The 20,736-nt window shown below is 44.6% G+C and carries 23 protein-coding genes and 1 tRNA gene; 13 read left to right on the forward strand and 11 right to left on the reverse strand.

The features are described from left to right. Positions 1-10: 10 nt before the first annotated feature. From glnK to ppa, 3 genes are read right to left on the reverse strand one after another with little or no spacing between them, the layout of a single operon-like run. Positions 11-349 (reverse strand): P-II family nitrogen regulator, encoded by a 339-nt coding sequence (gene glnK / locus CL55_RS03030; RefSeq protein ID WP_015420723.1) that lies wholly within the window; start codon positions 347-349, stop codon positions 11-13. Between the two features lie 51 nt (positions 350-400). Beyond that, complete coding sequence (locus tag CL55_RS03035) at positions 401-2,071, reverse strand: NAD+ synthase (RefSeq protein ID WP_205621286.1); 1,671 nt, start codon at positions 2,069-2,071, stop codon at positions 401-403. Next, entirely contained in the window at positions 2,037-2,573 is a 537-nt protein-coding gene (ppa, locus tag CL55_RS03040) for an inorganic diphosphatase (protein ID WP_046329807.1), read from the reverse strand. Before ppa ends, CL55_RS03035 begins: the two co-directional genes overlap by 35 nt. 199 nt (positions 2,574-2,772) lie before the next feature. Between ppa and CL55_RS03045 the strand changes: the two genes are divergently transcribed. Further along, positions 2,773-3,051, forward strand: coding sequence for a BrnT family toxin (locus tag CL55_RS03045; RefSeq protein ID WP_046331116.1), 279 nt, complete (start codon positions 2,773-2,775; stop codon positions 3,049-3,051). Then, positions 3,029-3,370: a helix-turn-helix domain-containing protein gene (locus tag CL55_RS03050; protein ID WP_046329808.1), complete on the forward strand. Its 342-nt coding sequence runs from the start codon at positions 3,029-3,031 to the stop codon at positions 3,368-3,370. The genes CL55_RS03045 and CL55_RS03050 overlap by 23 nt, the downstream gene beginning before the upstream one ends. A gap of 69 nt (positions 3,371-3,439) precedes the next feature. On the opposite strand, the gene trxB is transcribed toward CL55_RS03050, so the two are convergent. Next, on the reverse strand, positions 3,440-4,396 hold the full coding sequence (trxB, locus tag CL55_RS03055; RefSeq protein ID WP_046329809.1) for a thioredoxin-disulfide reductase: 957 nt from the start codon (positions 4,394-4,396) through the stop codon (positions 3,440-3,442). Positions 4,397-4,435: 39 nt separating this feature from the next. Between trxB and CL55_RS03060 the strand changes: the two genes are divergently transcribed. The 7 genes from CL55_RS03060 to CL55_RS03090 all read left to right on the forward strand — a co-directional run bounded on the left by CL55_RS03060 (position 4,436) and on the right by CL55_RS03090 (position 12,178). Further along, complete coding sequence (locus CL55_RS03060; RefSeq protein ID WP_046329810.1) at positions 4,436-6,748, forward strand: DNA translocase FtsK; 2,313 nt, start codon at positions 4,436-4,438, stop codon at positions 6,746-6,748. Continuing rightward, a complete protein-coding gene (locus CL55_RS03065) occupies positions 6,708-7,442 on the forward strand; it encodes an outer membrane lipoprotein periplasmic chaperone LolA (RefSeq protein ID WP_237150528.1) in 735 nt (244 codons plus the stop codon). The genes CL55_RS03060 and CL55_RS03065 overlap by 41 nt, the downstream gene beginning before the upstream one ends. A 31-nt stretch (positions 7,443-7,473) precedes the next feature. Then, positions 7,474-8,784: a serine--tRNA ligase gene (gene serS / locus CL55_RS03070; RefSeq protein ID WP_046329811.1), complete on the forward strand. Its 1,311-nt coding sequence runs from the start codon at positions 7,474-7,476 to the stop codon at positions 8,782-8,784. Between the two features lie 55 nt (positions 8,785-8,839). Then, positions 8,840-8,929 (forward strand) — tRNA-Ser (locus tag CL55_RS03075). Between the two features lie 737 nt (positions 8,930-9,666). Further along, positions 9,667-10,728: an FkbM family methyltransferase gene (locus CL55_RS03080; RefSeq protein ID WP_046329812.1), complete on the forward strand. Its 1,062-nt coding sequence runs from the start codon at positions 9,667-9,669 to the stop codon at positions 10,726-10,728. 514 nt (positions 10,729-11,242) lie between these two features. Next, positions 11,243-11,767 carry a superoxide dismutase family protein gene (locus tag CL55_RS03085; RefSeq protein ID WP_046329813.1) on the forward strand — a complete coding sequence of 175 codons (525 nt, stop codon included), beginning with the start codon at positions 11,243-11,245 and terminating at the stop codon, positions 11,765-11,767. Positions 11,768-11,899: 132 nt separating this feature from the next. Then, positions 11,900-12,178, forward strand: a complete 279-nt coding sequence (locus CL55_RS03090; RefSeq protein WP_046329814.1) for an HRDC domain-containing protein — start codon at positions 11,900-11,902, stop codon at positions 12,176-12,178. Positions 12,179-12,242: 64 nt separating this feature from the next. Here CL55_RS03090 and CL55_RS03095 read toward each other — a convergent pair whose 3' ends face one another. After that, on the reverse strand, positions 12,243-12,788 hold the full coding sequence (locus CL55_RS03095) for a YggT family protein (RefSeq protein ID WP_046329815.1): 546 nt from the start codon (positions 12,786-12,788) through the stop codon (positions 12,243-12,245). Positions 12,789-12,860: 72 nt separating this feature from the next. Here CL55_RS03095 and CL55_RS03100 point away from each other — a divergent pair, with 72 nt between their 5' ends. Beyond that, positions 12,861-13,508 carry a glycosyltransferase family 2 protein gene (locus tag CL55_RS03100; RefSeq protein WP_170216988.1) on the forward strand — a complete coding sequence of 216 codons (648 nt, stop codon included), beginning with the start codon at positions 12,861-12,863 and terminating at the stop codon, positions 13,506-13,508. Between the two features lie 4 nt (positions 13,509-13,512). Here CL55_RS03100 and CL55_RS03105 read toward each other — a convergent pair whose 3' ends face one another. From CL55_RS03105 to CL55_RS03120, 4 genes are all read right to left on the reverse strand, one after another. Then, the gene (locus CL55_RS03105) at positions 13,513-13,908 is read right to left on the reverse strand and encodes a dihydroneopterin aldolase (protein ID WP_046329817.1); all 396 of its coding nucleotides are present in this window, start codon (positions 13,906-13,908) and stop codon (positions 13,513-13,515) included. 22 nt (positions 13,909-13,930) lie between these two features. Beyond that, positions 13,931-14,614 (reverse strand): GTP cyclohydrolase I, encoded by a 684-nt coding sequence (gene folE / locus CL55_RS03110; RefSeq protein WP_046329818.1) that lies wholly within the window; start codon positions 14,612-14,614, stop codon positions 13,931-13,933. Positions 14,615-14,633: 19 nt separating this feature from the next. Continuing rightward, positions 14,634-15,113 (reverse strand): glutathione peroxidase, encoded by a 480-nt coding sequence (locus CL55_RS03115; RefSeq protein WP_418054930.1) that lies wholly within the window; start codon positions 15,111-15,113, stop codon positions 14,634-14,636. A 102-nt stretch (positions 15,114-15,215) separates the two neighbouring features. Further along, positions 15,216-16,283: an ABC transporter ATP-binding protein gene (locus tag CL55_RS03120; protein WP_205621287.1), complete on the reverse strand. Its 1,068-nt coding sequence runs from the start codon at positions 16,281-16,283 to the stop codon at positions 15,216-15,218. Positions 16,284-16,351: 68 nt separating this feature from the next. On the opposite strand from CL55_RS03120, the gene CL55_RS03125 reads away from it, so the two are divergent. Together CL55_RS03125 and CL55_RS03130 are read left to right on the forward strand one after the other, a co-directional pair. Then, on the forward strand, positions 16,352-17,908 hold the full coding sequence (locus CL55_RS03125; protein ID WP_046329820.1) for an ABC transporter permease: 1,557 nt from the start codon (positions 16,352-16,354) through the stop codon (positions 17,906-17,908). 62 nt (positions 17,909-17,970) lie between these two features. Further along, positions 17,971-19,026 carry a Fe(3+) ABC transporter substrate-binding protein gene (locus tag CL55_RS03130; protein WP_046329821.1) on the forward strand — a complete coding sequence of 352 codons (1,056 nt, stop codon included), beginning with the start codon at positions 17,971-17,973 and terminating at the stop codon, positions 19,024-19,026. On the opposite strand, the gene CL55_RS03135 is transcribed toward CL55_RS03130, so the two are convergent. After that, the gene (locus CL55_RS03135; RefSeq protein ID WP_046329822.1) at positions 19,017-19,328 is read right to left on the reverse strand and encodes a hypothetical protein; all 312 of its coding nucleotides are present in this window, start codon (positions 19,326-19,328) and stop codon (positions 19,017-19,019) included. The two genes, CL55_RS03130 and CL55_RS03135, sit on opposite strands and share 10 nt — an antisense overlap. Before the next feature lie 132 nt (positions 19,329-19,460). Between CL55_RS03135 and CL55_RS03140 the strand changes: the two genes are divergently transcribed. Continuing rightward, positions 19,461-19,730 (forward strand): hypothetical protein, encoded by a 270-nt coding sequence (locus tag CL55_RS03140; protein WP_046329823.1) that lies wholly within the window; start codon positions 19,461-19,463, stop codon positions 19,728-19,730. 10 nt (positions 19,731-19,740) lie between these two features. On the opposite strand, the gene CL55_RS03145 is transcribed toward CL55_RS03140, so the two are convergent. Next, positions 19,741-20,601, reverse strand: a complete 861-nt coding sequence (locus CL55_RS03145) for a hypothetical protein (protein ID WP_046329824.1) — start codon at positions 20,599-20,601, stop codon at positions 19,741-19,743. Positions 20,602-20,736: the final 135 nt, after the last annotated feature.

Genomic DNA, 20,736 nt, shown 5'->3' on the forward strand with positions numbered 1-20,736 from the left:
ATGCTGGCTCTTAAACCGCTGAGTCGTTAGTTTCGCCAGTGCGAATACGAATAGCCTGTTCGATTGGGCTAACGAAAATCTTGCCATCACCAATCTTGCCTGTACGTGCAGCTTTAGTAATCGCTTCGATTGCTGAATCTACGCGGTCATCAGCAACGACTACTTCAACTTTTACTTTGGGTAAAAAGTCGACTACATACTCGGCGCCACGATAGAGTTCGGTATGGCCTTTTTGGCGACCAAAGCCTTTAACTTCGGTAACAGTTAATCCCGTAACGCCTACTTCAGCTAAGGCTTCACGAACTTCGTCAAGTTTGAACGGCTTAATAATGGATGTGATTAGCTTCATATATTCCCCTTAATACAGTAATCATACCTAGAACTGCAAACCAATGCCCGGTTACGCCCTAAATTGGGAAGTAATGGGATAGCGCCAGTCACGCCCAAAGGCTCGAGTAGTGACTCGAACGCCGGGAGGTGCTTGGCGACGCTTGTACTCATTAAGCTTAATGAGGCGAGTGACTTTTTCGACGCTATCGGGATCAAAACCAGCGGCAATCATTTGGGCGATAGATTGGTTTTGCTCCATGTAGCGCTCGACGATGCCATCCAATACTTCATATGATGGCAAGCTGTCTTGATCAGTTTGGCCGGGGCGTAATTCTGCAGAAGGAGCGCGCGTCAAAATCCGCTCTGGAATAATCGGGGCAATACTATTGCGATAAGCGCACAAGCGATAGACCAAAGTTTTAGCAATATCTTTAATGACCGCAAAGCCACCAGCCATATCTCCATATAGAGTGCAATAACCCACAGCCATTTCACTCTTATTGCCCGTTGTTAAAACTAGTCGGCCAGTTTTATTGGAGAGCGCCATCAAGAGAGTGCCTCGCACCCGTGCCTGAATATTTTCTTCAGTGGCATCGAGCTTGAGACCTTTAAATTGTTCTGCTAAGGCAAGCTCCAAAGCATCAACGGGATCACTAATGGGGATCTCATCGTATTGAACACCTAAATTCTGAGCCATTTCTCTAGCATCAATCCAAGAGATATCCGCGGTATAGCGTGAAGCCATCATGACGGTGCGAACTTTATCCGCACCCAATGCGTCTACTGCAATCGCCAATACCAATGCAGAATCAACTCCACCCGAGAGACCAATAATGACTCCTGGGAAACGATTTTTCTGAACATAGTCACGCACACCCAGAACAAGTGCTTGGTAAGCTTGAGCTTCTACGCTGGATGGAGCAACTATTGTTCCTGGCTCTAAATCGGCGGATGTGTTGACATCCACATAACCGAGAGCGGTCTCAAACTGCGGCAGGGCCATCACTACCTTGCCTGCGCTATTTAAAGCAAATGAGCCACCATCAAAAACTAGCTCATCTTGGCCGCCTACCGCGTTCACATAAACTAGCGGCATCTTGTTTAAGGCGATTTGTTTGCGCAGCACCTCAATACGTAAGGATTCTTTTTGGAGGTGATAAGGCGAGGCATTCAGAACCAGCAGTACTTGGGCGCCTGCTTTATGAGCCTGTTTAGCAGGGCCCTCATGCCAAGCATCCTCACAAAGAATGAGTCCGTACTGAATGCCTGCATGCTCAAAGACGCAGGCTTCATGACCGGGTATGAAATAACGTACCTCATCAAATACTTCATGATTAGGTAACTCTTGTTTGGCATAGCCGGAAATGACTTTGCCATCACGAATGACGGAGGCATAGTTTTGTAAACCAGCGGTAGTCTTCTTGGGGTGGCCAACGATGACAGTCAGTCCTCGAAATTTTTGGAGCTCTAGCATTAAACAACTGAGCTCTCGATCGGCGGCCTCAATAAAGGCTGGGCGCAATAACAAATCTTCTGGAGGGTAGCCGGTGAGCGAGAGCTCAGGCGTAAGAACTAGAGTGGCGCCTTGTGCATAAGCATCTGCGGCAGCTTGAGAGATGAGCTGCGCGTTACCAGGCAAATCACCCAAAAGAGGGTTGATTTGCGCTAGGGCGATTTTTTGCGAGCTCACTCCAATGGCTACTGAATTACTTCTGTGACTTGGCGTAACCTTCGATGCCATCCAAAATTTCTTTATGGGCACCAGCAACACCGGTCCAACCTTTAACTTTTACCCACTTACCTTTTTCGAGATCTTTATAGTGCTCGAAGAAATGTTGGATTTGAGCGAGCAGTAATTCGTTTACATCTTCAGGTTTTTGTAAATGCTTATAGATTGGCAAAATCTTATCTTCTGGAACGGCTAATAATTTGGCATCTTGGCCGCCTTCATCTTCCATTTCTAACATGCCGATAGCGCGGCAACTCACTACTGAGCCAGGCACCAATGCAAATGGAGTAATAACGAGAACGTCGACAGGATCGCCGTCACCGGCAACCGTTTTAGGAATGTAACCGTAGTTACATGGGTAATGCATTGCTGTACCCATGAAGCGATCTACAAAGAGGCAGCCAGTTTCTTTATCTACTTCGTACTTCACTGGATCCGCGTTCATCGGGATCTCAATAATGACGTTGAATGATTCTGGAATTTTCTTACCTGGGCTGACCTTGTCGTAACTCATAAATACTCCGGTTAGTGATTAATGTGCGTTAGATCTTAGCAAAGAGGCAGAGCCATGCTGCTGAAGACAGAATTTATTTCCTACTATTAAAGCCATGAATGCTTTATGCCCTCATTTTAAGGCTTTATGCAGTAAGTCTTATCGAAATGCGTTCTATCTTGCTTGACTGGAAGTAGGCCATTGGCCTACAATGGGCTTAATGGATTTTGAATGGGATGTGGCTAAAAGTGACTTATGCCAGATCTCTCGAAATTTTGATTTCACATATGTGCTGTCAGTTTTTATAGATCCGAATTTGTTGATAGAAAAAGATCAGCGTTGGGACTATGGGGAAGAGCGATTTCGGGCATTAGGCGTCATAGATGAAAAAGTGTTTGTAGTGATTTATACAAAGAGGCCTTCAGCAATGAGGATTATTTCAGCTCGGCGGGCAAATCGTAGGGAGGTGAGGCGTTATGAAGAAAATCATTCGAGTTAGCGTAGATCTAAATGATCCTAGTAGCTTTCCCAAAGGATTCGTCGATAAAAAATTACTCGATGCGACATCGGAGCGTTTGATTAAATTGCATCAACAGCAAGATGATGCAGCGGCCATGTTAGACGCTGCTCAATATGCAAAAGGTGTACGAGAGAGAATTGGTTTGTCCCAACAAGAGTTCTCTAAACGTATCGAAGTCTCATTAGAGACTATTAGAAACTGGGAGCAAGGGAAACGCAGCCCCACTGGTGCCGCCAAAGCTTTATTGAAGATTTTGGATAGGGCGCCTGAGATTGCATTGCTTGCTCTTAGCGCTTAATACTGATCTTAGGAATAAAAATACCTAGCATTGCTAGGTATTTTTATTGGATGCTTTGGATTACTTGTATTAGTCCAAAGTTTCCAAGTAACGCTGAGCATCTAACGCAGCCATACAACCTGTACCCGCGCTAGTAATGGCTTGACGGTAAATATGGTCCTGCACATCACCTGCTGCAAATACGCCAGGGATGTTGGTAGTAGTAGCATTACCTTCCAAGCCAGAGTGTGTCTTGATGTAGCCATTATTCATATCAAGCTGACCAATAAATAATTCAGTATTCGGTTTGTGACCAATCGCAATAAAAGCGCCAGTTACAGCGATATCTTCTGTACTGCCATCAGCTTTCTTAATGCGTACACCAGTCACACCTTTTTCATCGCCTAAGACTTCGTCGAGTGTGGCGTTCAACTTGAGTTCGACTTTGCCTTCAGCTACTTTGGCCATGAGGCGGTCATTGAGGATTGGCTCTGCGCGGAATTTATCACGCCGATGAATCACGGTAACCTTTTTTGCGATGCCAGTAAGGTAAAGCGCTTCTTCAACAGCAGTATTACCGCCACCAACTACGCAAACATCTTGATTACGGTAAAAGAATCCATCGCAGGTCGCGCATCCAGAAACACCACGGCCCATAAAGGCTTCCTCACTTGGAAGGCCAATGTATTGAGCAGAGGCGCCTGTCGAAATAATCAAGGCATCGCAGGTATAAGTTCCTGAGTCGCCAACCAAGCGGATGGGTTTTTCAGTCAGAGCTGCAGTATGAATATGATCGAAGATGATGTTGGTATTAAAGCGCTCAGCATGTTTTAAAAAGCGATCCATCAGTTCTGGGCCTTGGACACCATCTGGGTCAGCTGGCCAGTTTTCTACATCTGTAGTCGTCATTAATTGGCCGCCTTGTGCCAAACCAGTAACGAGAGTAGGGCTCAAATTGGCTCGAGCTGCGTATACGGCAGCAGTGTAGCCAGCAGGGCCTGAACCGAGGATAAGAACTTTGGAGTGTTTTGGGGTATTTGTAGTCATATCCAAATTATAGGATTGCTTGATTACAATCGGTGGAACATGGCAAGAACCGCATACCCGAAGTCCAAAACTCCTTTAGGTCTCCAGCCCCCTGAGAATCAAGGGCAGGGCAGGATGCCCCGACTTCTTTTAGAAGCCCGTTGGTTTATCTCCCTTGGTCTTTGTTTAGGTTTATTGGCTATTTTGGTGACTTATTCCAAGGCGGATCCAGCTTGGTCACATGCTAGCTTTGAAGCTCCCAAGAACCTGGGCGGGCGTTTTGGGGCCTATTTGGCCGACTTATTGCTCTATATTTTTGGTATTTCTGCTTTTTGGTGGGTAGTTCTCTTTGGTCGTCGAGTTCTGACTGGCTGGCGTGAGCTTTGGAGTACTCCCCTTCCGCCAGACCCGGATGCCAAGCCAGACTCCTTATTGGTGCGTTGGCTAGGCTTTGGACTGACTTTATCGAGCAGTATGGGTCTCGAGTCTATTCGGATGCATTCGCTGACCTGGGAGCTTCCTAGACCTCCTGGCGGTATTTTGGGCGAGCTGATTGGCGATCCCTTACAGATGACTCTGGGTTTTACGGGCTCCACCTTGGTGTTGCTATTTACCTTCTGTGCTGGCCTATCCTTATTTCTGCACTTTTCCTGGTTAGATGTTGCCGAAAAGGTGGGTCGCACCCTTGAGCTTTCTTATAACCGTTTACGTGAGCGTCGCGATAGCGAAGAAGATCGTAAATTAGGTGAAGCGGCCGCCGAAGAGCGCGAAGAGTTCGTTGAAGAGTTTCGTGGGCGGGTGGAGATTGGTAAGCCAGTGCAGATTGTTCGTGCCCCAGTAGAAATTCCAAAGAGCGCCCGCGTGGAGCGTGAAAAACAGCAGCCGCTGTTTGTGGATATTCCGGATTCAGAATTGCCGCCCTTGGCTCTACTTGATCCCGTTCCAGAAGTGAAAGAAACCATTTCAGCTGATGTATTGGAATTTACTTCTCGCTTAATTGAACGCAAGTTGGCTGAGTTCAATGTAGAAGTAAAAGTCATCGCTGCCTACCCAGGCCCAGTAGTAACTCGTTATGAAATTGATCCTGCTGTCGGTGTAAAGGGTAGTCAGATTGTCAATCTTTCACGTGACTTAGCGCGCTCGCTAGGCGTGGTGAGCATGCGTGTAGTGGAAACCATTCCAGGCAAAACTTGTATGGCTTTGGAGTTACCAAACCCAACTCGTCAATCCGTTTACCTGTCCGAGATTTTGAGCTCACAGGTTTATAACGATAGTCACTCCAACTTGACTTTATCCTTAGGTAAAGATATTTCCGGTAGCCCAATCGTTGCTGATTTGGCGAAGATGCCACATTGCTTAGTTGCCGGTACTACTGGTGCCGGTAAGTCCGTTGGTATCAATGCAATGATTCTGTCTATTCTCTTCAAGGCGAAGCCTGATGAAGTGCGTCTGATCATGATTGATCCGAAGATGCTCGAGATGGCAATGTACGACAAGATTCCGCATCTCCTGTGTCCAGTAGTCACCGACATGAAGCAAGCATATAACGCGCTCAATTGGGCTGTGAATGAGATGGAGCGTCGTTACAAGCTGATGAGTAAGTTTGGGGTGCGTAACCTTGCTGGTTTTAATAAAAAGATTTTAGAGGCCGAAGAGAAGGGTGAGAAGCTTACTAATCCATTTAGCTTGACCCCAGAGGATCCGGAGCCAATTTATAAGGCGCCTGTGATTGTCATCGTGATTGATGAGTTAGCAGACTTGATGATGGTTTCTGGCAAGAAGATTGAAGAGTTAATTGCCCGTATCGCTCAAAAGGCGCGTGCTGCAGGTATTCATTTGGTATTGGCAACGCAACGTCCTAGCGTAGATGTGATTACCGGTCTGATCAAAGCTAACGTACCAACTCGTATTTCATTCCAGGTGAGCAGTAAGATCGATAGTCGTACGATTTTGGATCAACAGGGTGCTGAGGCTTTACTGGGTATGGGTGACATGCTCTATATGGCGCCAGGTACCGGTTTGCCAGTTCGTGTCCATGGTGCCTTTGTTTCTGATGATGAAGTACATCGCGTAGTGGAGTGGCTCAAAGAGAAGGGTGAGGCGAACTATATTGACGGTGTTCTGGAAGGTGCTGACGAATCAACTATCGATGCTCTGACTGGTGAAGGCGGTGGCGAAGCTGATCCTTTGTATGACCAGGCGGTTGCTATTGTCTTGGAAAATAAGCGCCCATCAATCTCTTTGGTGCAACGTCACTTGCGTATTGGTTATAACCGTGCAGCCCGCTTACTCGAGGATATGGAGAAAGCCGGTTTAGTTTCCAAGATGGGTAATGGCGGTAATCGCGAAATCCTCCATCGCCCTTCTGAATAAGGCCATTCTCTTGCGTAGATTTTTCTCGGTAATGGCCTTAGGGCTCACAGTGTCCTTATCTCCCAATATAGTATTTGCACAAAGCGAGAGTGGGGCTGAGCAGTTGCGTCAATTCGTGCGCAACTCTAAAACAGCTGAAGGTGAGTTTGTGCAACAGCAGTTGCGTGCACCCAAAGCAAATGAGCCGCAAGACAAAGGTTTAAAAGTCGTGCGCCAAACACAGGGGCGTTTTGTGTTTCAGCGTCCAGGCCGATTCATTTGGGATACCCAAAAGCCATATGAGCAAAAACTGATTGCCGATGGTAAGCAACTCATTATGTGGGACAAGGATTTAAATCAAGCTACTTTTAGGCCTGCTGGCCAAGCTTTGGCCACCACTCCTGCTGCAATCTTATTTGGGGAGACTTCTTTAGATCAGCACTTTGATTTAGTTGAGGGTGAGGATCGTCTCGGTATGAAATGGGTTGCTCTGGCTCCCAAGAAAAATCCTAATGCAAAAAATGGCAATGACTTACCGTACACCAAGATCTCTGTCGGGATGGCCAACGGCTTACCTAAAGCTCTAGAGCTCATTGACGGCCTTGGAAGCGTTGTTTTAGTAACGCTAGATAAGATTCAGCTTAATGTGAGCCTACCCGCCAATCGATTTACCTTTGCGCCACCTGCTGGCGCAGAAGTCTTACGCTTAAACTAACGTACATACCCATTAACTAATAGAGCATTACATGATTGATCCGCAATTACTTCGTAAAGATATCGCAGCCGTTGCTGCCCGTTTAGCTACGCGTAAATTTCAACTCGATGTTGAGAAGTTCAACACTTTAGAGTCCGAGCGTAAATCCTTGCAAACTCGCACTGAGGAATTGCAAGCAAAGCGTAACCAGCTGGCCAAAGCCATTGGCATGAAAAAAGGTAAAGGCGAGGATGCGGCTGCTGAGATGGCTGAAGCAACGCAGATCAACGTCGATATGGAATCAGGTGCAGCACGCTTAGCAATATTGCAGGTAGAGATTGCCGATTTCTTAATGGGTATTCCTAATTTGCCGGATGAAACAGTTCCGGTGGGTAAGGATGAAACTGAAAACAAGGAAGTAAAGCGTTGGGGTACGATCCCTGAGTTTGCATTTCCTGTGAAGGACCATGTCGACTTGGGCGCGCCACTAGGGCTTGATTTTGAATCTGCTGCAAAGATTAGTGGCTCACGCTTTGTCGTACTGAAGGGGCCTGCCGCCAGATTGCATCGTGCGCTGGCGCAATTCATGATCGATCTGCATACAACTCAACATGGCTATGAGGAGCTCTATGTGCCTCTAATGGTGAATGCTGCATCTATGCGGGGCACTGGTCAGCTACCTAAGTTTGAAGAGGACTTGTTTAAGGTCCCGCGTCAAATGGGTGGTGAAGATGGGGCAGGGGAAGCAAAAATTGAAAACTTTTATTTAATACCGACAGCAGAAGTACCGGTTACTAATTTAGTGCGTGACACTATTACTGCAGCTGAAGAGTTGCCACTAAAATTTGCTGCTCATACTCCATGTTTTAGATCCGAGGCTGGAAGCTATGGCCGTGATGTACGTGGCATGATTCGTCAGCACCAATTTGAAAAAGTAGAGCTTGTGCAAATTGCCAAGCCAGAAGAATCTATGCAGTTGCTTGAAGAATTAACTTCGCATGCAGAAAAAGTTTTGGAGCTACTAGAGCTGCCTTATCGAAAAGTATTACTCTGCACCGGTGATATGGGCTTTGGAAGTACAAAGACCTATGATCTTGAGGTATGGATCCCCTCGCAAAATGCTTATCGCGAGATTAGCTCTTGCTCGAATATGGGCGATTTCCAAGCTAGGCGTATGCAGGCGAGATATAAATCTGGACAAGGAAAGCCAGAGTTGGTCCACACCTTAAATGGTTCCGGGCTTGCGGTTGGCAGAACTGGTGTAGCTCTTCTGGAGAATTGCCAGCAGGCTGATGGCAGCATTGCGATACCGAAAGCACTACGACCTTACTTGGGTGGCTTAGAAGTGTTAAAGCCCCTCTAACTTAAATAGCAAGAAATTTAAGAAATCCCCAACAGCTATAATCGCTGTTTGGTTCGGAGAGGTGGCAGAGTGGTCGAATGTACTTGACTCGAAATCAAGCGTACTGTCAAAGGTACCGTGGGTTCGAATCCCACCCTCTCCGCCAAATGTCAAGAAGTTATGTGGGTTTTGAGTTGTACCCACTTAATTTCCCCCAATTTTCCCCACAGAGTTGCTATTTTTAATTTGGGATCTGGTACCGGATATTCCAAAAGGACCACATATCAGAGACCAGAATCATTCCACCAGACTTGAGTGTGCGAACAATTTCCTGGACCGCTAGTTTGCGATCCTCAAACTTTTCATGTTAGGCTTCCCACAAAGCCTAAGTAAAACAGCCATCACCGCTAAAAGGATATCAATTATTGAGGTTATGAGGTTGGGTTTAAATAGAGCTCCGCTTATTGATCAAAAAGCTAAGGCTGATTAGCGAACCATTCAAATAGATTGGGAGCATCAATCCCTTAGTAAATGGTTCAATAGTTCGATTGAATTTTCAGATTTCCTTTCTTAAATTTGCATTTTTATAGAGAGGTTTGTATAGTGATCTGCAAAGGAAGATTTGGTCGAAGGTGATATATATGACGTGATGATGTATTAGGAAGTAAACAAAATTAGGATATAAATCGTGACTAATATTAATAAGTTGAAGATAAAAAGTTAGAATACTATTCAAGTCTTCACTCATTTCGAGAGTGTTTATTTGGTGATGCCGATCAATTAAACAAGCGGCGTATATTTTTATTTGGTAGATGTATTTTAGGAGAGCAATTTTCAAATGCACTACGCCATGACGGCATTGATATTGCTGGCTATGTTGATAACGACAAGCGAAAGCGTATATTGAAGACGGAAAATATCCCATGTTATTCGCCCAATGATATCGATTGGAGCGATGAGGATAATCTTGTAGTAATTACCGTGGCAGCAAGTATTGACGACGTTGAGATCCAATTGAAAATACTTGGTTGTTCTCAAAGTCGTATTTTCTATGGGAGGAAAGATCGCGAACGATTAGGTAAAGGTGTGCATTACTACTTAACTAACTGTGTTGTTTCATGTTTGGCTTGGCGCGACACTGAAATATTGCGTCAAAGGGTGAGTAAGGACGAAAAATTGATTCAAGAAGTTTACGATCGGCTGGCTGATAGTAAATCGCGAGAAATTTTGATTTCTAGATTAGCATTGTCTTTAACTGGTGAAAGATATTCTGCATTAATTAATTACCTTAATGAGTTTAGTGATGCGGTAATAGAAAATGTGAATTTATACGGAGATTCAATTTATACACCCAAAGCACGACCAGAATTCGAGTATTATTTTAAGCAGGATTTTTATAATATTAATCCGAATGAAATATATGTCGATGTAGGAGCGGAGGATGGTAATACTATTACTCCATTTTTGGAGTGTACTCATGATTTGGGTATAAGGGATTATTTCGTTTATGGATTCGAACCAGATCCTGCCGCGTATGATCTTCTATATGACAAATATGGATCTGCAAAAAATATTCATTTATCAGAATATGGCGTTGGAGAATCCGATAAAACTATTGGGTTCATGCCGTCAGAGTATAGACTTTCAAGTAGGATTTGTGGTCAAGTAATTGAAGAGTCTGAGATTAAAATCAAATTAATATCGCTGGATTCATTTTTTGAAAATAAATCATATTCACTGATAAAATTAGATCCTGGGGGTAATGTAATCCCAGAAATTTTAAGAGGTGGAAGAAATACTATTATCAAATATAAACCAAAAATGGTGGTCGGTGCTTACCATGAAATTGAAAATTTTTATTTGATACCGCTCCAGATATGGGGGTTAAATAACGAATATAAAATTTATTTAAGACATCTCGCATTTCATGCAAATGAAACCCATGCATTTGGAATTCTTGAATAATACGATATTCGGTTTTCAACATTCCAATTGACTGCAAAAATAAAATAATCAACTTATAAGTGTAACTAAGATAATTAAGAATATTTATCTAACATGATTGAAAATCCTTGTGTCGGTGGTTCGATTCCGCCCCGGGCCACCAAGATTTAAATAATGCCCTGCTTCGTGTGGGGTATTTTCTTTTCGGGCTTGGCGGGGTTAGACCCCCACTTTCAGGCTAAATAGAGGGCGTCATAAAAATTTCACAATTGACGACCAGCACCGCAGCTTTGCCGCAATTGGCTTAATAACTACTGCGAGCAAAATTGTTGCCCATTAATATTTGACATCCTCAGCCCTGGTTCGACCCCCCCGAGGCCACCAAGAAACACCAAAACCACCTTCGGGTGGTTTTTTCATTTGCCACGCAGTTTTAGGCCTTTCAATAAGACCACCTAGAATAAGGCTCCTATTTTTATTGAAGAATATTAATAAAAGGTCTATTCTGATCCGACATAAAGACAGGAGATGAATAATGATTAAAAAAGCTGCTCTATTAATTGGCACTGTATCCATTTTGTCGTTGGCGGCTTGTCAGTCCATGGAACATGGTACTGGTCAAAAAGCATCGGCTACCCTGGATTCCCGTTCAGGCTCAAATACAAAAGGAACAGTTAATTTTGTATGGCAAGGCCATGATGTGCTGGTTACAGGAAATTTTTCTGGTTTGAAGCCAAATGCTGAACAAGGGTTTCATGTTCATGAAAAAGGGGATTGTTCTTCGCCTGATGCCACTAGCGCAGGCGGGCATTTCAACCCAGACACGAAATCACATGGTATGCCAGGAAGCGGCTCAAGTCATGCTGGCGATATGCCAAATATAAAATCAGATGCGAATGGTAATGCAGTTTATTCGGCAAAGTTAAGTGGATTTACTGTTAATAATGGACCTACTGGAATATTGGGAAGATCCGTTGTTGTTCATCGCGATCCTGATGACTATAAATCTCAACCAGCTGGAAATTCAGGACCAAGAATCGCATGTGGCTTGATTAAGTAGGATTGACATCCTCGGCCCTGGTTCGATTCCGCCCCGGGCTACCAAGTAACATCAAAACCACCTTCGGGTGGTTTTTCTTTGGGTATCAGCTATGGGTCGATAAGAGCCCCCAACTTTTAAGTAATCTTTGACATGCCATATAAATTTTGGTGTCCGCTTTTTAGGCACTTAATAATTTTAAGTCATCCATTATTTGGGGCGAAGAAGGGCTCTACACACCCCTTTAGCAATATTGCAGATGAAAGACTGTGGGAGATACTCAAGGCTCAGCGGACTGAATTAGCGTGCGAACAAGGAGTGCCGCCCTATGTCATTTTTCATGACAGCACCTTACAGGAGATGGTTAAATCTACACCCACTACCTTAGATCAATTCAGTCATATTGGTGGAGTCGGGCAAGCTAAGTTATAGCGTTATGGCGAACACTTTATCAAGGTCATTCTGGAACATCTTGAGGCTAACTAGACTTAATTAATCACCTCAGATTGCTTACTACAATCTGCAGAACTTGCAAGATGAGTAGCAGCATGAGAGGTGATAAATCTAAGGCTCCAAAGTTGGGCATTACTTTTCTGATTGGTGCCAGCAGAGGCTCAACAAGCAGCGATACTAGATACTGGATCTGAGATCCAGCGCTCACCCAAGACAAAATAATGCTGGCAAAAACCAGGCCCACCAATCCAGACAGAGTCAGATCAATTAGATTAATCAATGCCAAGAGAAGCCATGTAACTCCCGACAAAGAAGCCCCTGACAGAAAAAGTAGCACTATAGTTTTTGCTAGCACTATTACGTAAGCAGCTACTAGGCTTGCTACATCAAAGCGACCAAGGCTTGGGACTATCTTGCGAAGTGGGATCACGATCCAATTACTCAGTGGAAGCACATATGCGCCGATAGTTCTGCTTTGGCCAGAGCCCAGATTAAAGGCGAGCCACTGGAGATAGCATCTCAGGAGACATGCTCCCGCGACAATGCTCACCAGGACTTGGAGGAGAAGGTTAGCGATTTGTATCAACATAGATCTATTGTAGGGGGTTTAAAGCTCGGCTTCATTAGGACATCACATTTTCGTGTTCTAATGCCCACCAATATGATTACTGTCGTTTTAGCCTCTTATAAATACGGTCACCTTGCAGCTCACTGCATTGAGTCCTTGCTATCTCAAACAAAAGCACCCGCCAGAATTCTATTTGTCGATGATGGGGCGCATGATTGCGGCCACTTACCAAGCTTATATCCCGATATTGAATATATTCTCAGGCCACAGAATTTAGGTACTGTGGATAATTTCCATGATTTACTCATGAGGGTCAATACGGAATACGTTCTGTTCATTGGCGCTGACAATTGGCTCAGATCAGATGCAATTGAGCTGCTATCCGATGCTCATGCAGATATCGTGACTTATGACATCGTGGTTACTGGCGAATTAAAAGATGAGATTCATGATCGTGTTCCTGGCGAGACTAGGTCTCACCAAGGTGATCTCTACTGGGATCGTGAGGGTAAGCACCATGGTTCGATGATGTATCGAACCTCGCTGGGTCAACAAGTAGGTTACAAGCAAAGATGTGCTGATGGCATTCATCCGCAGGAGGACTGGAATCTCTGGGACAAAATGCGCGAGCAGGGCGCTACTGTAGCCAGCCTGAATGAAGGTCTTTTGTACTACAGAAGACATCGTGAAAATTTTTTAAAGTATGACCATCTCATCGATGTTCTTGAGGAAGAGGCTTAAGCGTCTAAACTAGCCTTGCTCTCATGCTAGTTAGGCTACTTTCATCAAGGTATAGCTTGATCCCCAATACGCCCGAGCTCTCTCGTAAGGGTGTTTTTCTGAGGCTAATTTCTAAAGACTCAATTTCCGGGTAACGAGCACATGCCTGAACTATCCTAGTAGCTAATCTTTCTTGAGTCTCGTAATGCCCATCGGCAGCCAAGCGATCGATTTCAAGGACGAGGGGATCGTAGTCGAACACTTGATCCATAAGATCTTCTGAAATCAAAATCAGTTTAGTGCTGATCCATAAAGTCAGATTCAGTAGATGCTGATCAGGGATAGTGGCACCGGGGGCATAAGTGCCAATTTGGGTGTTTAGTCGGAGATCTTTTAATTCTATGCAGGCCGTTGATGACATTCGATTCTTTCCAGAGACTACATTAATTACGTGAAATTAGTGATAAGAACTCACGACGCAAATTGGAATCTTTCAAAAAAGATCCTCGCATCACACTATTAATCATTTTGGAGTCAGGATCCTTGACGCCTCGCCACTGCATACAGAAATGATCAGCATCCATTACGATTGCAACGCCAGTAGGCTTGACTTTCTTCTCAATCATATCAGCGAGCTCTACAACCGCCTCCTCCTGAATTTGTGGGCGGCACATTACCCACTCAGTTAGGCGAGAGTATTTCGAGAGTCCAATCAGGGCAGAGTTCTTGTCCGGCAGTATCCCAATCCACACTCTACCCATAATCGGACATAGATGATGGGAGCAAGCACTTCTAACGGTAATGGGGCCAATAATCATCAACTCATTGAGTTGGCTGACATTAGGAAATTTTGTCAACGAAGGTTGTTCTACGTAGCGTCCATTAAACACTTCATTAATGAACATTTTGGCAACACGCCTACTTGTATTTTTGGTGTTGTGATCACTTTGTGTATCGATTACAAGGCTTTCTAAAACAGCCTGCATTTTCTCAGAGACCTCCTCAACTAAGGCATCGAGTTCGCCAGCCTGAATAAAGGCCGAAATATTATCGTTTGCATGAAATCGCGCCTTTTTAGCTTTGATGCGTTTGCGTATTACTTCTGAGAGTGGAATGCCATCGTTCATGTATAAATATTCTTCTTAATTAAAGTAGTTTTTCAATATCAGCACTGATACTCGCAGGGGAGCTCGCTGATGCAAATCGTTTTACTGGAAGCCCATTACGATTTACTAAAAATTTTGTGAAATTCCACTTGATGGCTTCGGTCCCAAGCAAGCCGGGAGCAGCTGTTTTGAGATATTGAAAGAGGGGGTGGGTATTGGAGCCATTGACATCTGTTTTTTGAAAAACAGGAAAGGTGACCCCAAACCGAGTACTGCAAAACGCTTCGATCTGTTGAGGTGTACCGGGCTCTTGGCCGCCGAATTGATTGCAGGGAAAAGCAAAAATTTCTAAGCCCTGGCTATGATATTTAACATACAGATCCTGTAGTTCTTTGTACTGGGATGTAAAGCCGCACTGGCTAGCTACATTGATTACCAACAGAACTTTGTCTGCATAGTCAGTGATTCGTTCTTTGTTGCCGTTAAGGCGCTCTAACTCTATATTCGGTAGCACGTTCAATTTCCAGAAAAAGATCCTGCAGTGGCAAAATCACAATGTATCTGAAAAGAGTGCTTTCTGCTGAGAGTGAAATGAGGGTGCTTTTCTTCGTTAAGCGACTCGTTAGCTAAATGTGACTACGTGATCAGCTACTAGGTGGATGCCAATCCTTTCACCAATTGCATGATCATGGTGGCTGGGTACGAAAGCAAAAATTTCAACACCCGAAGCTAGCTTGAGGGTGTACAAGAAGTCAGCCCCTCTAAAGGTCTTGCGTACAACCTCTGCAAGCAGGGTGCTGTGGTCATCATGCTGAATATCATCAGCCCGTAATAGTACGTCGATTTCTTTTCCAATTTCAGCGCTGCGATCTTCTTCTAGGTCGAGTTCACCTAACTCAATTCTGACTTTGTTGTTAGCTTGGACGACACCTTTCAGAAATACCCCGCGACCAATAAAGTCCGCAATATACCGATTGGCTGGCTTGTGATACAGCTCGTAGGGGAGATCCCATTGAAGTACTTTGCCATCTGTCATCACGCCGACCTTATCGGCAATGGCAAAGGCTTCAAATTGATCGTGCGTGACCAACAAGGCGGTAATGTTATTTGACTTGAGGATTTCGCGCATCTCGCCTGCAAGACGCTCTCTAAGCTCAATATCTAAACTAGAGAAGGGCTCATCTAGCAAAATTAAATCCGGCTCTGGTGCCATTGCCCTGGCTAATGCCACACGCTGTTGTTGTCCGCCACTGAGCTCATGAGGATATGCATCGGCTTTATCAGATAATGAAACCCGCTTAAGCCACTCCATAGCCACTGCAGACCTTTCATTGCTTGATAGATGTTGCAAGCCAAACGCAATATTCTCTAAAACATTGAGATGGGGGAAGAGGGCGAAGTCCTGAAAGACCATGCCGACTTTTCTTTGGTTCGGTGGGAGGTGAGAGGATGCTGAGCTCACCACATGATCACGCAAGAGGATTTTCCCTGCTTTAACGGGTTCAAACCCACAAATTGCTCTCAAGACGGTGGATTTTCCACAACCAGATGAGCCCAATAGGCAGCCAATCTCACCTTGAGCTAGATCGAGATTCAGGTTTTTAACCGCAGTAACACGACCTTGACCATCCCGACTAGGGTAGTCGATTTCCAGTGCTTGAATCGAAAGTAGGGTGCGAGCAGAGTTCATCTCTATAATTTTCTCATTAATGCTAGTGGTTTAATACATAGCTAGAGTCTAAACGGATTGCCGATTTCATGAATCGTATTGTGGTGCCACTTGCCCTGTTGTTATTTTTGCCCCTCTTTGGCCTGGCTGCACCTTTCCTATTCCCTGGCAAGGAGTTAATGGCTACTGGCACCCTCAGTCATCTATGGAACTTTGTACTGGGTGGTTATATTGCCTCGACCTTGGCGCTTATTCTTGGTGTCGGAGTGGGAGTCTTTATTCTCGGGGTGGGTAATGCGTGGATTATTGCCAGCTATGATTTTCCAGGGAAGAAAATATTTGAGTGGGCCCTCATTCTGCCTTTGGCAGTGCCTACTTATGTCATGGCCTATCTCTTTGTTGATCTCTTGCAGTTTTCGGGTCCGATACAGAGTACGTTGCGCGCTGCACTAGGAGTTGATGTGCTTTGGTTCTTTCCGGATCCTAGGTCCTTGAGCGGAGCTATTTGGTCTTTTTCATTCTGTCTATTCCCTTATGTTTACCTCATTACTCGTACGGCATTCTTAGAGCGCAGTGGTCGATTGATTGAGGTTTCAGAAACGCTAGGCTACAGTCCACTTCAGGGATTTGTAAGATTGGTATTACCTATGGCAAGGCCAGCCATCTTTGCGGGCATGGCCCTTGCGCTGATGGAAGTGCTAGCTGATTTTGGCGCTGTCTCTTACTTTGGCGTTCAGACTTTTGCCACTGGCATCTTCAAGGCTTGGCTGTCATTTGGCGACCGAGTGGCGGCAGTACAGCTTGCCTTGGGCCTTTTAAGTTTTGTCTTACTTATTTTCTTTATCGAGCAAAGTAGCCGCTCAAAATTACGTTATGCCTCTGCAACACGGTCTAAGCCACTTGCAAAATCTTTGCAAGGTAAGAAAGCTTTTTTTGCATTTGCATTTTGTGGCGCTACGCTCTTATGTGGATTTTTAATACCTGCATTTGCACTCCTGCAATTGGTCTTTAAGCAAGGCCTTGCGATCGATATTCGATATCTAGATTGGCTGAGTAATTCTCTGTCGGTCTCGATTTTGACAGCATTGATCTCTGTCGCGCTCGCCATATTTTTTGCTTATTCGGTAAGAATGAATGCACGATTAAGTTGGGTTAATCGATTATTGGGTTTTGGCTATGCGCTACCTGGTGCAGTATTGGCTATCGGCATCCTTTCTTTTCTAGAAATCTTTCAGCTTGCTTGGTGGATGTCTGCCAGCATGTTAGTGCTGATCTATGCATACCTAGTCCGCTTTCTTTCTTCTAGTTTGCAGAGTGTAGAGGCAGGTCTAGTGCGTATAACGCCTTCTATGGATGCTTCCGCGGCGCTCTTAGGGCTTTCGAGAATACAGATTTTGAAGCGGGTTCATGTGCCCTTGCTCAAGCGCAGTCTGATTACTGCGGGCCTCTTTGTCTTCGTAGATGTTATGAAAGAATTGCCTGCCACGCTCTTACTGCGCCCATTTAATTTTGATACCCTTGCTGTTGCAACCTATCAGCTGGCCGCAGATGAGCGTCTTGCTGAATTGGCATTACCTTCCTTAACCATTGTTTTGGTTGGGCTTTTCCCAGTCCTGCTACTTTCAAGGGTCATTTCCAAGTCCTAATTGATAATCATTCGTATTTGTGATACATTAGATTTCATCTAATTCTGATTGCAAATGCAGCAATGACAAACTCACTAATAAGAAAATTCCTAGGCAGCTCTGGATTGGTGTTGAGCGCTATTCTGGCTTTGCCCTTGCAGGCTCAAGAAGCGAAAGAACTCAATCTCTATTCAGCCCGTCACTATCAAACTGATGAGGCGCTCTACAGTGACTTCACAAAAAAGACAGGCATCAAGATCAACCGTATTGAGGCTGATGACAATGCTTTGGCGGAGAGATTAAAAAGTGAAGGCAGCAATAGCCCAGCAGATGTGATTTTGATGGTCGATGCAGCTCGATTGTGGCGCGCTCAAATTGATGGCTTCTTTAAGCCGATTCAGTCAAAATATTTAGAAGGTCGTATCCCGGTAAACTTGCGTTCTCAGTCTGAGCCAGAGGGATCAACTTGGTTTGGCTTTTCAACTAGAGCACGTCTGGTGGTCTACAACAAAGCAAAAGTAAATCCACAAGACGTTGATACTTATGAGAAGTTAGCTGAGCCCGCCAATAAGGGCAAGGTGTGCACACGCTCAGGTGCCCATCCCTACATGTTGTCATTAATCGGCGCTATGATTGAACGCCGTGGCGAGACTGCTACTGAGGAGTGGGCCAAGGGCATGGTGGCTAATATGGCTCGCCCTCCGAGAGGTGGCGATACCGATCAAATCAAGGCGGTAGCCTCAGGTGAATGCAGTGTGGCTTTAACAAATTCTTATTACTTGGTCAGGCTTTTACGCTCAACAAAGCCAGAAGATCAAGCCATTATTTCGAAGATTGGATTTATCTGGCCAAATCAGCAGACGACTGGCACGCATATCAATATTGCTGGGGGTGGGGTTGCGAGGAGTGCGCCACATCCACAGGCTGCAAAACAATTTCTTGAATACTTGGCAAGTGATTCTGCGCAAGAGTATTTTGCCAATGGCAATAATGAGTGGCCCGTAGTCAAGTCAGTCAAAATTGAAAATGAAGGCCTGAAAATGTTAGGCCCATTCAAAGCGGAAAATATATCTATTGCAGCGATTGGTAAGAATCAAATTGCCGCCCAAAGATTGCTAGACAGAGTGAGCTACAAATAAGTCACTCGCTTTAGCAGTTCTTGTGCATTGATGAGGGCGGATTGAAAAGTTTTCCCATCTTTACAATTGACGATTACCCCAATACCAGCTACTGGTGCTAGGCTGTCGACTTTAAAGCGACCTACATTGCCCTGTTGTCTGATAAAGCACTCTTCATCAAAGAAAAGTCGATCGCCATTATCGTCAATTTCATCGGAGTCAATGGTGCTAAAACCAATCAGCTCTTGAAGCGCCTCTTTTGTATCGGCAATTTCTACTGTGTTGATTTCTTTTGTGAGGGGATTAATCGCAAATACCTGCATAGCGTGCTTTCAATAAATTTCGTTTGTGATAACCCCAATCCTAATTGAAATTCAGCAGGCCTGCTTTAAGCGCCTATTTAAGGAATCTAGCTAGAATGAGGTATTACTTCTTTTGATGTTAGATTGGTGTCTATGAAGCGTCTATTACCTTTTTTGGTCTCAAGCCTTGGATTATTTCTTTTGGCTTGCGCTACACCGCCAAGCGAGTTTGGCGTCTATCGACAGTCTGATGGAACCGTTGGAGTGCATGCCCCTAAATCTGCCAAAGAAACTGACGCTCAAGCAGCAGCAGTAGAGGAGTGTAAAAAACTAGGAAAGCGAGGCGCCACTATTGTCGAAACTCGTAAAACAGTGAACGACCGCTTTCCTATGACCTACATTTTTGTGTGCAATACCTACTAATAGCAATTACTTAGCTAAGCAACCACTTCTTAATCGATTTATTAACGCACATTGCATCTAAAGCTAAGCCGAAGAACTCTGAGCCATTAGTGACCATGCTTTCAATGGCCTCAACCTTGCCAGATTTCACGCCACGCAAATAAGTAGCTGCACGATAGCGTAAGAAGTGCTCATTCGCACCTTCTTCGTTATCAGTAGAGCAAATCTCAAGGCTGCCATAACGAGTTTCCGGATTGATATTCAAGATGGAGAGGCCTAATGCGCCAATCAGCTTTTCTGGCACAGGAATAGGAACGTAAGAGTAAAGGGAGATTAACTGCTCTTGTTCGTCAACTTCAATGATATGGTCAACGTCGAACACATCTTTCTCTGTCAGCTCTGTCTCACCAGAATCACCACCACCAAAAGTGGACTCAAACTGCAACATTGCAGTATCGCTATCTTTAGAGATTTCAATCATATCGGGATAGCCTAGCAATCCTTTCCACCAATACATGAGTGAGAAAGTGCAAGGTTTTACTTCAACTAAACCCTTATTAGTCGATTTAGCAAAGTAGAGGCCATAGAACTCATCATCTTCTTCGAGTCCGTACTGATCTACTTTGGGCTTCTTCGGTGCAGCTGCTTTAGGAGATTTCTTGGCAGCTTTCTTTGGCGCTGGCTTTTTGGCTGCAGGCTTCTTTGCGACTACCTTTTTAACTACTTTTTTTGCCACAGGTTTTTTAGTAGCTGATTTTTTTGCTGCTATTTTTTTCACTACCTTTTTGACAGCCTTTTTGGTGGTAACTTTTTTAATGGCTTTCTTTGCAGGGGCTTTTTTTACCACCTTGCTAGCTACTTTCTTTTTTGCTGGAGATTTCTTTGTAGCCATGGTCTATTGCCCTTCCTATTGGTAGTTAATGTGCATATTGCACCTTTGATCTTACTTCAGATCTTTCCACTTTTGCTGATACTGATATGGGGATTTACCTTGCAATATTCAGAGTGAATGTCGGATTGATTTAGG

Source organism: Polynucleobacter duraquae (assembly GCF_000973625.1).
Taxonomy (GTDB): domain Bacteria; phylum Pseudomonadota; class Gammaproteobacteria; order Burkholderiales; family Burkholderiaceae; genus Polynucleobacter; species Polynucleobacter duraquae.